The sequence below is a fragment of the Arenimonas malthae CC-JY-1 genome, from assembly GCF_000747075.1.
Taxonomy (GTDB): domain Bacteria; phylum Pseudomonadota; class Gammaproteobacteria; order Xanthomonadales; family Xanthomonadaceae; genus Arenimonas; species Arenimonas malthae.
This window is the reverse complement of the sequence record NZ_AVCH01000020.1, coordinates 1-10,448: the sequence shown is the minus strand read 5'-3', so window position 1 is coordinate 10,448 and position 10,448 is coordinate 1. Positions and strand designations below refer to the sequence as shown.

Genomic DNA, 10,448 nt, shown 5'->3' with positions numbered 1-10,448 from the left:
CGCTGCCGCCCTCCGCGCCATCCGCCGCGCCGCCGGTGCGCGGCTTGGGCGCCGGCGCCACGGTGGCGGCCGGACGCGCCCGCACCGGCACGTAGTGCAGGTTGGGCAGCACGCCGTTGCGCGACAGGTAGGTGTTGATCGATTCGATGAAGCTGCCGTACAGCGGCGAGACATGGCGTTCGAAGGTGCGGTAGAGCAGGGCGCGGTGTTCGCCGCTCAGCTCCAGGCATTCGGCGGCCGCGCGGAGCATGCGGCACAGCGCGTGCGGGCCGACCGGCAGGTTCTCGGCGTCGAAGGCCGGCTTGCCGGCGAGCACGCCGAAGCGCTGGCCCAGCAGGTAAAGCGGCAGGCTGTTGCGCACTTCGATGCGGCCGGCGACCTCGGTGAGCACCGTGGTTTCGTCGAGGTCGAGGTTGTCGACCAGGGTGAGTTCGTCGCGGTTGAGGCGGAAGCCGCCGATCAGCGATTTCGCGCCCGGCGGGTCCTTGATGCAGGCCAGCTCGGCCTCGAGGCCGATCAGGAAACGCGGCACCAGGTCGGGTCGGGTGCGCTTGACCACGCGCTGCGCCTCGAGCCAGCGCGTCTGCACGATGTTGCTGCGGGCCTGCTCGGCGTACTTGAAGAGCTGCTGCTCGAATTCATTGAGCATGCCCACGAGCGTGCGCTCGATCTCGTCGGACGCGTACTCCAGGATGCCGCCCAGCAAGGTCCGCACCCTTTCGGGCAGCGGCCGCGACGCCAGCGTGGGCGCCGGCGAGTGCGGAGGTGTGGCGGATGCGGACATCCGGCTCTCCGTGTGATTCCCCAACCGGATTCTAGGCACAGCGGGGCCGCCGCGCCTAGGGCCGGCCACCCGCCCGCGCTGGCGGGGCGGGTGGCCGGGAGGTTCAGTGTTTGCCGTTCCAGACCACGCTCACGACGCCGCTGCGCCCCGGCGTGTTGAAACCCTGCACCAGCGCGTAGTCGCGGTCGCCCAGGTTTTCCACCCGCGCCTCGAGCCGCCAGGACGGCGACAACGGCCAGGCCAGCCGCAGGTGGGCGATGGCATAGGCGCCCGGGTTGCCGCCGAAATCGCGCCGCGCCGAGGCGTAATCGCCGTCCAGCCCCAGTTCCAGGCCGTTGGCGAAGCGGTAGCCGACGTCGGCGTGGGCCTTGTCCCGGGCCCGGCGCAGCAGCGGCAGGCCGGTGGCCGCGTCCTCGGTGTCGAGCCAGGCCACGTTGCCCCCGAAGGTCCAGGCGCTGCCGTGGTAGCGGTATTCGAGCTCGACGCCCTCGAGCCGCGCGCGGTTGATGTTGATGGCGTTGTTGGTGCCCGGCGCGGCGAACGCCACCAGGTCCTGTACCCGCGAACGGAAGGCCGACAGGCCCAGGCGGTGGCCGTCGGCCGGGGTGAACTCGAGCCCGGCTTCCCAGGTCTCCGAGCGTTCCGGCTTCAGGTCGGGGTTGCCGGCGTAGCCGTAGCCGGTGTCGGGGTAATAAAGCTCGTTGAAGTTGGGCGCGCGGAAGCCCTCGCCCCAGGACAGGCGCAGCCGGGTGCGTTCGGTGGCATCCCAACCCCAGGCCGCCCCGGCGGTGCGGGCGGCGCCGAACTGGTTGCTGTCGTCGTGGCGCAGCGAGAGGTCGAACAGGTGCGCGCCGCGGCGCAGGCCGTAGCCGGCGAAGGCGGCGTGGCTGCGCCGGGTGCGGTCGAAGGTCTGGCCATCGAAGACGTTGGACGAGATGCCCTCTTCTTCCTGCCAGTTCACGCCCAGGTTGAGCGTGCCGCCGGCGCCGACGCGCAGGCTGTTCACCCAGTCCAGGCTGGTGCGGCGGCTGCGGAAGGCGTTGCTGTAGCTGCTGGTGGTGTCGAGGTCCTCGCGGGCGTGGCCGAGCGTGAGCTGGTGGGTCCAGCGTTCGCCCAGCGCGCCGCCCAGCGTGGCGCCGGCCGAGCTGTTGCGGGCCCGGGTGGTGCCGCGGTCGAACTCGACGTCGGCGTCGGTGGCGACGGCGCTGAAGGCCAGGCGCTGGCCGCCCAGCGTGGTGCGGCCGCGCAGGCCCAGGTTGCGGTTGCGGTAGCCGTCGTCGTCGGGGTCGTAGGAGAAGGTGGAGAGCGGGTTGGTGGCCGAGAAGCCACGCAGGCGCTGGTAGCCCGCGGTCACGCCGAAGCCCCGGTCGGCGTCGCCCAGGCCGGTGCCGGCGCTGGCGCCGACGCGGCCGTAGCTGCCCGCGTGCAGGCGCGCCGAGGGCGCCGCCGGGTCGCGGGTGAAGACGTGGATGACGCCGGCGATGGCGTCCGAACCCCAGAGCGCCGCGCGCGGGCCGCGCACGATTTCGATGCGTTCGATCTGTTCGAGCGGCAGGTGCGCGAAGTCGAACACGCCCTGGCCGGTGGAGCCGACGCGGATGCCGTCCACCAGCACCAGCGCGTGGTTGGCGTTGCCACCACGCAGGAACACGGTGCTGGCGCCGCCCGGGCCGCCGGTGCGGGCGATGTCGATGCCGGCCTGGCGCCCCAGCAGGTCGATCAGGTCCGGGGCCTGGCTGGCTTCGATGTCGGCGCGCGTGAGCACGGTGATCGAGGCGAGCGCCTCGGCTACCGGCTTTTCGACGCGGCTGGCGGTGACCTGGAGCGTGTCCAGGGTGGCGGCGTCCTGGGCCAGGGCGGCCGTGGACAGGGAAAGGTGGATCGCTGCGCAAAGCGCAGTGGTGCGAAGGATGGGGTTCATGGCTTGTCTCCTGGAGCGCTCACCCGCGGGTCGTTTGGCCCGACGCGGGGAACAGGGGACGACGCCTGGCGGAACGGGGCCATGGCGCTGCCCCGCCGCCCTCCGCGACGTGCCGTGATGGCGGCCGGCGCGAAGCCGGGCGGCCAGCCCCCGGCCGGTCTCCGGGCTTGCCAGTGGCATGACGGGCGTCGTGCCGGCCTTCCGCCTTCCCATGCCCGGGGGCACAGTGGCTGAACTGGAAGGTTTTGCTGGCCTACCGTTGCGGGGGCAGCGCCGGATTCAGACCGGCTTCCCGAGCACCAGGGGCGGGTGAAGTCTAGATGAAGGTCGTCGCGGCCGCGAGTGCTCAGTCGTCGCGACCGGCTTCCCAGTCGGCCAGGCCGCCGTCGTGGCCGACGTGCAGGCGCAGCGTGATGGGCCGGCAGCACACCTGGCAATCCTCGATGTACTAGGCGTCGCCGGCCGAGGGGTCGACGGTGGTTTCGAAGCGTTCGCCGCAGTGCGGGCAGGTGACGAGGACGGTGTCGAGCATGGCGCCATCGTGCCGCAACCGCGCTCAGGGCGGCGTGAGCGCGGGCTCAGTCGCGCAGGAACAGGCCGATCACGTCGTTGGTGAAGCGGCGGCCGAGTTCGGTGGGGCGCCAGCGGCTGCCGTCCGCCTCCAGCCAGCCGCGCTCGCGCGCCGTGGCCAGTTCGCCGGCGATGGCCTCGCGCGACAGGCCCGTTCGCGATTCGAAGTCGGCCAGGTCGAAGCCCTCGACCAGGCGCAGGGCGTTGAGCATGTAGTCGAAGGGCAGGTTTTCCGGCGCGATCGCGTCGTCGCCGCCGATGCCGCGCGGGGTGCCGGCATGGGCCAGGTAGTCGCGCGGGTTCTTCACCTTCCAGCGGCGGCGCACTTCGCCGGTGGCGCCGAGGCTCAGCTTGCCGTGGGCGCCGGCGCCGATGCCGAGGTAGTCGCCGAAGCGCCAGTAGTTGAGGTTGTGCGCGCACTGCCGGCCCGGCCGGGCGTAGGCACTGACTTCGTACTGGGCATAGCCGGCGGCGGCCATGGCCTCGATGCAGCGCTCCTGGATGTCCCAGGCGGTGTCTTCGTCGGGAAGGCCCTCGGGCGGGCGCGCGGCGAAGGCGGTGTTGGGTTCCAGGGTCAGCTGGTAGTGCGACAGGTGCGCCGGTTGCAGCGCGATGGCGCGCTCGACGTCATGCAGGGCCATGGCCAGGTCCTGGCCGGGCAGGGCGTACATCAGGTCGAGGTTGAGGTTGTCCAGGCCGGCGTCCTGCGCCAGCTTCACCGCGCGCTCGGCTTCGGCGCTGTCGTGGATGCGGCCCAGGCGCGCCAGGCAGCCGTCGTCGAAGCTCTGGATGCCGAAGCTGACGCGGTTCACGCCGGCGGCGCGGTAGCCCTCGAAGCGGCCGAATTCGGCGGTGCCTGGGTTGCACTCCATCGTGATCTCGGCGCCCGGGGCGAAGCGCAGGCGGGCGCTGCAGGCGGCCAGGATGTCGCCGATGGCCTCCGGCGGGAACAGGCTGGGCGTGCCGCCGCCGAAGAACACGCTGTGCACGGTGCGGCCCCAGGCCAGCGGCAGGTCCTGTTCCAGGTCGCGCTCGAGCGCGGCGATGTACTCGCGCACCGGCAGCTCGCCGCTTTGCCCGTGTGAGTTGAAATCGCAGTACGGGCACTTCTTCACGCACCACGGGATGTGGATGTAGAGCGAGAGCGGCGGCGGGATCAGCATGGCCTCAGCGACCGGCCAGGCGCTCGCGCAGGCGCTCCAGCGCCTGGCCGCGGTGGCTGATGCGGTTCTTGGTGGCGGCGTCGAGTTCGGCGGCCGACACGCCCAGCACGGTGTCGAGGAACACCGGGTCGTAGCCGAAGCCGCCGGCGCCTCGCGGGGCGCCCAGGATGCGGCCGTGCCAGCTGCCCTCGGCGATGATCGGCTGCGGGTCGTCGGCGTGGCGCAGCAGCACCAGCACGCAGTAGAAGTGCGCGCTGCGCGCTTCGCCCGGCACGTCGTGCAGGGCCTTGAGCAACTTGGCGATGTTGGCGGCCGAATCGCCGTGCACGCCGGCATAGCGCGCGCTGAGCAGGCCGGGCGCGCCGCCGAGCGCATCGACCACCAGGCCCGAATCGTCGGCCAGCGCCGGCAGGCCGGTGGCGGCGCTGGCGTGGCGGGCCTTGAGGATGGCGTTCTCGACGAAGGTGAGGCCGTCCTCCACGGCATCGGCCACGCCCAGCTCGCCCTGCGTCACCAGCGCATAGCCGGCATCGGCCAGCAGCGGCTGCAGCTCCGCCAGCTTTCCCTGGTTCGAGGTGGCCAGCACGAGCCTGCGCATGGATCAGGCGGCCAGCGCGGCGCGCTGGAGGGCGATGAGTTCGTTGACGCCCTTGCCGGCGAGTTCGAGCAGGGCGTCGAGCTCCTCGCGGCGGAAGGCGTGGCCTTCGGCGGTGCCCTGGAGCTCGATGAAGCCGCCGCCGTCGTTCATCACCACGTTCATGTCGGTGTCGCAGCCGCTGTCCTCGCGGTAGTCCAGGTCGAGCACGGGCGTGCCCTGCCAGATGCCCACCGACACCGCGGCGACGGCGCCGAGGATGGGGTCGCGGGTGATTTCGCCGCGGGACTTGAGCCAGGCCACCGCGTCGCACAGCGCCACGTAGGCGCCGGTGATGGCCGCGCAGCGGGTGCCGCCGTCGGCCTGCAGCACGTCGCAGTCGAGCGTGATCGTGCGCTCGCCCAGGGCCTTGCGGTCCACGCAGGCGCGCAGCGAACGGCCCACCAGGCGCTGGATTTCCAGCGTGCGGCCGCCCTGCTTGCCGCGCGAGGCCTCGCGGTCGTTGCGGGTGTTGGTGGCGCGCGGGAGCATGCCGTATTCCGCGGTCACCCAGCCTTCGCCCTTGCCGCGCAGGAAACCCGGCGCCTTGTTGTCGACGCTGGCGGTGCACAGCACGCGGGTGTCGCCGAAGCTGACCAGCACCGAGCCTTCGGCGTGCTTGGTGTAGCGGCGCTCGATGCGGACGTCGCGCAGTTCGTCGTGGGCGCGGCCGCTGGGGCGGTTGGAACTGGTCATCGGGTGGGTCCGGCAATCTTTGGCCGGCTAGATTACCATTCGGGCTCCCAGCCACCGGGCCCGCCCATGATCCGCAGCATGACCGCCTTCGCCGCCTGCGAGCGCGCCGCCACCGGCGGCCAGCTGGCCTGCGAGCTGCGCGCCGTGAACCACCGCTTCCACGAGCTCGGCATCCGCGCCCCCGAGGAGCTGCGGGCGATCGAACCCGCGCTGCGCGAACGCGTGGCGCAGAAGGTGTCGCGCGGCAAGGTGGACCTGGTGCTGCGCTTCCGCCCGGCCGCCGGCGCGCGCGCCGAGCTGCGCCTGAACCAGCCGCTGCTCGACCAGCTGGCCGAGGCCGCCCAGGCCGCCGACATGCGCTTCCCGGGCCTGCGCACCGACTTCACCGAGCTCCTGCGTTACCCCGGCGTGGTCGAGGAAGAGGCGCTGGACCAGGCCGGCCTGCAGGCCGAAGCCCTGGCCCTGCTCGACGCCACCCTGGCCGAATTCGTCGCCGCGCGCGAGCGCGAGGGCGCCAAGTTGGCCGCGGTGATGCGCGAGCGCATCGACGGCATCGAGCGCATCACCGGGCAGGTGCGCGAATGGCTGCCCGAGATCCGCGCCGCCCTGCGCGCCAAGCTCGACGCCAAGCTGGCGGACCTGAAGCTGCCGCTCGACCCGGGCCGGCTGGAGCAGGAAGTGGTGCTGAACCTGCAGAAGATCGACGTGGACGAGGAGCTCGACCGGCTCGCCAGCCACGTGGCCGAAGCCCGCCGCGTGCTGGACCTGCCCGAGGCCGTGGGCCGCCGGCTCGACTTCCTGATGCAGGAGTTCAACCGCGAGGCCAACACCCTGGGCTCGAAATCCGTGGACAGCCGCACCACCCAGGCCGCGGTCGAGCTCAAGGTGCTGATCGAACAGCTGCGCGAACAGGTCCAGAACCTCGAATGAACGCCACCCGCGGCACCCTCTTCATCGTCGCCGCGCCCTCGGGGGCCGGCAAGTCGAGCCTGGTCAACGCCGTGCTGGCGCGCGAGCCGGGCATCGCCCTGTCCATTTCCTTTACCTCGCGCGGCCCGCGGCCGGGCGAACGCCATGCCCAGCACTACCACTTCGTTTCCCGCGAGGAATTCGAGCGCATGGTGGCGGCGGGCGATTTCTTCGAGCACGCGCTGGTGCACGGCGACTACAAGGGCACGGCCCGGCAGTCGGTGGAGCCGCAGCTGGCGGCCGGCAAGGACGTGCTGCTGGAGATCGACTGGCAGGGCGCCCGCCAAGTGCGCGAGAAGATGCCGGACGCCGTCAGCGTGTTCATCCTGCCGCCGTCCAAGGACGCGCTCGAGACCCGCATGCGCAACCGCGGCCAGGACAGCGAGGAAACCATCGCCCGGCGGCTGGCGGCGGCGCGGGAGGAGATGTCGCACTACGACGAATTCGACTACGTCATCGTCAACGAGCATTTCGACGCCGCCGCGGCCGAGCTGCGGGCCATTTTCGTGGCCCACCGGCTGCGCCGGGCGGCCCAGGCCGAGCGCCACGCCGGCCTGATCCGCGACCTGCTGGCCTGAACCGGCCCGGATTTGCGCGGGCCCGGGCCCGGGCGTACAATACGCGGTTCGCGTAACCCATTGATTTTCCGTGGATGCCCTGGCCGGGCAGCCGCGGTCGAGGAGATCCCATGGCCCGCATCACCGTGGAAGACTGCCTGTCCGTCGTGGACAACCGCTTCGAGCTGGTCCTGATGGCGTCCAAGCGCGCCCGCCAGCTGGCCAAGGGCGTGGACCCGGCGCTGGACAACAGCGAGAACCAGGACAAGCCCACCGTGCTGGCCCTGCGTGAAATCGCCGCCCGCAAGGTCGACTCGGCCATGATCGAGGAAGTCGAGAAGCTCGAGCGCGAGCGCGCCGAGCGCGAGGCCCTGGAGTGGGCTGCGGCCGAGGTCGTGGACGACGACCTTTCCAAGGGCGGCGACGACCTGTAACGCCCCCGGCATTGATGCGTTTCCCGCGGCCGCGTAGGCTGCGGGCATGTCCTCCTTCTCCAAGCCACGACTGGCGGAATCGCCCTGCCCGGACCCCTGTCCGGACGCCGTGGCCGTGCTTGAACGCAAGCTCGGGGAATACCTGCCGGCCGACCAGGTCCAGCGGGTCCGGCGCGCCTATGAAGTCGGCGCCCGCGCCCACGAGGGCCAGCTGCGCAAGAGCGGCGAGCCCTACATCACCCACCCGATCGCCGTCGCCGGCATCCTGGCCGAACTGCGCCTGGACGCGGAAACGCTCTGCGCCGCCATCCTGCACGACGCGCTCGAGGACACGCCGCTGCCGCGCAGCGAGATCGAGCGCGAGTTCAGCCCGGCCGTGGCCGAGCTGGTCGACGGCGTCACCAAGCTCGACAAGCTGCACTTCCGCGACCGCCAGGAAGCCGCCGCCGAAAGCTTCCGCAAGATGATGCTGGCGATGGCGCGCGACCTGCGCGTCATCCTGATCAAGCTGGCCGACCGCCTGCACAACATGCGCACGCTCGATTCGATGGCCGCGGAATCGCGCCGCCGCATCGCCCGCGAGACGCTGGAGATCTACGCGCCCATCGCCCAGCGCCTGGGCATGAACAAGATCAAGGCGGAGCTGCAGGACCTGGGCTTCCGCGCCCTCTACCCGAAGCGCCATGCGGTGATCTCGCGGCGCATCGCCTCGCAGCCGGTGATGCGGCGCGAGGCCCTGGCCACGGTCGAGGCGCAGCTGGCCCAGCGCCTGGCCCAGGAAGCCCTGCCGCATACCCTGGTGAGCCGCGTGAAGTCGCCCTGGAGCATCTACACCAAGATGCGCCAGGAGAACAAAAGCCTCGACCAGGTGCTGGACGTGTTCGGCTTCCGCATCGTGGTGCCCGGCGTGATGCAGTGCTACCACGCGCTGGGCGCGGTGCATTCGGTGTACAAGCCGCTCGACGCCCGCTTCCGCGACTTCATCGCCATCCCCAAGGCCAACGGCTACCAGAGCCTGCACACGGTGCTGTTCGGCCCCTACGGCGCGCCGGTGGAGGTGCAGATCCGCACCGAGGAAATGGACCTGGTGGCCGAACGCGGCGTGGCCGCGCACTGGCTGTACAAGAACGCCGGCACCGGCAGCAGCGCCGCGCAGGCGCGCGCCCAGGACTGGATCCGCAACCTGATGGACACCCAGCAGGCCGCGGGCTCGTCGCTCGAATTCCTCGAAAACGTGAAGGTCGACCTGTTCCCGGACGAGGTCTACCTGTTCACGCCCAAGGGCGACATCATGGCGCTGCCGCGCAACGCCACCACCCTGGACTTCGCCTACGCCGTGCACACCGACGTGGGCAACCACGCCGTCGCGGCACGCGTGGACAAGAAGCTGGTGCCGCTGCGCACCAAGCTGGCCAGCGGCCAGAGCGTCGAGATCATCACCGCGCCCTCGGCCTCGCCGGGCCCGCAGTGGCTGGAATACGTGGTGTCGAGCAAGGCGCGCACCGCCATCCGCCACTTCCTCAAGCGCCTCGAGCACGAGGACGCCGTCGACCTCGGCCACCGCATGCTCGACCGCGCGCTCGAGGCCATGGAAAGTTCGCTCGACCGCATCCCGGCCGGGCGCATCGAGCAGTTGCTGGGCGACCTGCGCTACCGCCGCCTCGAAGAGCTGCTGGCCGACATCGCGCTGGGCAACCGCATGCCGGCGCAGGTGGCGCGCATCATGGTGCACGGCCAAGACGAACTGCCGTTGCCGTCGGCGCCGCTGCCGCCGGTGCCCACCGAACGCATCATGATCAGCGGCAGCGAGCGCGGCGTGCTCAGCTTCGCCGCCTGCTGCCACCCGATCCCCGGCGACGAGATCATGGGTTACCTCAGCGCCGGCAAGGGCGTGGTGGTGCACCGCGCCGACTGCCCGAACGTGGCCGAATACCGCAAGTTCCCGGAGCGCTGCGTGCCCATGGCCTGGGACCGCAACGTCGAGGGCGACTACCGCGTCATGCTGCGCATCGAGGTCGAGAACAAGCCCGGCGTGCTGGCCCAGGTGGCGGCGGCGGTGGCCGAGAGCAATTCCAACATCGACGCGGTCGAATACCGCGAGCGCGACCTGACGGTGTCGGTGATGGAGTTCTCGATCGAAGTCCGCCACCGCAAGCACCTGGCCGACGTCATCCGGCGCATCCGCCGCCTGGGCGTGGTGCACGGGGTGCAGCGCGTCTGAGCGCGGCTGGCGGGCGGTCGCGCGCCGCTCCTACAATGGCCGTCCACGCCGAACGCCGAGGTCCGCCATGCCCCGCCACGCCATCAGCACCCCGAACGCCCCCGCCGCCATCGGCCCGTATTCGCAGGCCGTGCGCGCCGGCGGCACGGTTTACCTTTCGGGCCAGATCCCGCTCGACCCGGCCACCGGCGAACTGGTGCAGGCCGACATCGCCACCGAGGCGCGGCGCGTGTTCGACAACCTCAAGGCCGTGTGCGAAGCCGCGGGTGGCTCGATGGACGACGTCGCGCGCGTCGGCATCTACCTCACCGACCTGTCCGACTTCGCCCAGGTCAACGCCGTCATGGCGGACTATTTCCAGGCGCCGTACCCGGCGCGTTCCACGATCCAGGTTTCGGGCCTGCCGCGCGGCGCGCGCGTCGAGGTCGACGCCGTGCTGGTCACCGGCTGAATCATGGCCGCGCCGCCGCGCCGCCGCGGCGCCGCCGCCGCGCCCTCG

At 71.4% G+C, this 10,448-nt stretch carries 10 protein-coding genes, 1 pseudogene and 1 riboswitch; of the genes and pseudogenes, 5 read left to right on the top strand and 6 right to left on the bottom strand.

The annotated features are described in order from the left end of the window. The 6 genes and pseudogenes from N790_RS02095 to rph all read right to left on the bottom strand — a co-directional run. A partial coding sequence (locus N790_RS02095; protein ID WP_043800152.1) for a DUF1631 family protein occupies positions 1-784 on the bottom strand: 784 nt, incomplete at its 3' end. Between the two features lie 103 nt (positions 785-887). Next, positions 888-2,705, bottom strand: a complete 1,818-nt coding sequence (locus N790_RS02090; RefSeq protein ID WP_043800150.1) for a TonB-dependent receptor domain-containing protein — start codon at positions 2,703-2,705, stop codon at positions 888-890. Positions 2,706-2,840: 135 nt separating this feature from the next. Further along, a riboswitch (cobalamin riboswitch) is annotated at positions 2,841-3,024 on the bottom strand. Positions 3,025-3,051: 27 nt separating this feature from the next. Next, positions 3,052-3,237, bottom strand: a pseudogene (locus N790_RS16550) (CPXCG motif-containing cysteine-rich protein). A gap of 46 nt (positions 3,238-3,283) precedes the next feature. After that, entirely contained in the window at positions 3,284-4,438 is a 1,155-nt protein-coding gene (hemW, locus tag N790_RS02080; protein ID WP_043800149.1) for a radical SAM family heme chaperone HemW, read from the bottom strand. 4 nt (positions 4,439-4,442) lie between these two features. Continuing rightward, a complete protein-coding gene (gene rdgB, locus N790_RS16635; protein WP_043800147.1) occupies positions 4,443-5,036 on the bottom strand; it encodes an RdgB/HAM1 family non-canonical purine NTP pyrophosphatase in 594 nt (197 codons plus the stop codon). A 3-nt stretch (positions 5,037-5,039) separates the two neighbouring features. Continuing rightward, on the bottom strand, positions 5,040-5,768 hold the full coding sequence (gene rph / locus N790_RS02070) for a ribonuclease PH (protein ID WP_043800145.1): 729 nt from the start codon (positions 5,766-5,768) through the stop codon (positions 5,040-5,042). A gap of 66 nt (positions 5,769-5,834) precedes the next feature. On the opposite strand from rph, the gene N790_RS02065 reads away from it, so the two are divergent. The 5 genes from N790_RS02065 to N790_RS02045 all read left to right on the top strand — a co-directional run bounded on the left by N790_RS02065 (position 5,835) and on the right by N790_RS02045 (position 10,400). Then, positions 5,835-6,698, top strand: coding sequence for a YicC/YloC family endoribonuclease (locus tag N790_RS02065; RefSeq protein WP_043800144.1), 864 nt, complete (start codon positions 5,835-5,837; stop codon positions 6,696-6,698). Then, complete coding sequence (gene gmk / locus N790_RS02060) at positions 6,695-7,315, top strand: guanylate kinase (RefSeq protein ID WP_043800142.1); 621 nt, start codon at positions 6,695-6,697, stop codon at positions 7,313-7,315. Before N790_RS02065 ends, gmk begins: the two co-directional genes overlap by 4 nt. 110 nt (positions 7,316-7,425) lie before the next feature. Then, positions 7,426-7,728: a DNA-directed RNA polymerase subunit omega gene (gene rpoZ / locus N790_RS02055; protein ID WP_043800140.1), complete on the top strand. Its 303-nt coding sequence runs from the start codon at positions 7,426-7,428 to the stop codon at positions 7,726-7,728. A 46-nt stretch (positions 7,729-7,774) separates the two neighbouring features. Next, positions 7,775-9,949, top strand: coding sequence for a RelA/SpoT family protein (locus N790_RS02050; RefSeq protein ID WP_043800139.1), 2,175 nt, complete (start codon positions 7,775-7,777; stop codon positions 9,947-9,949). Between the two features lie 67 nt (positions 9,950-10,016). After that, the gene (locus N790_RS02045) at positions 10,017-10,400 is read left to right on the top strand and encodes a RidA family protein (RefSeq protein ID WP_043800137.1); all 384 of its coding nucleotides are present in this window, start codon (positions 10,017-10,019) and stop codon (positions 10,398-10,400) included. Positions 10,401-10,448: the final 48 nt, after the last annotated feature.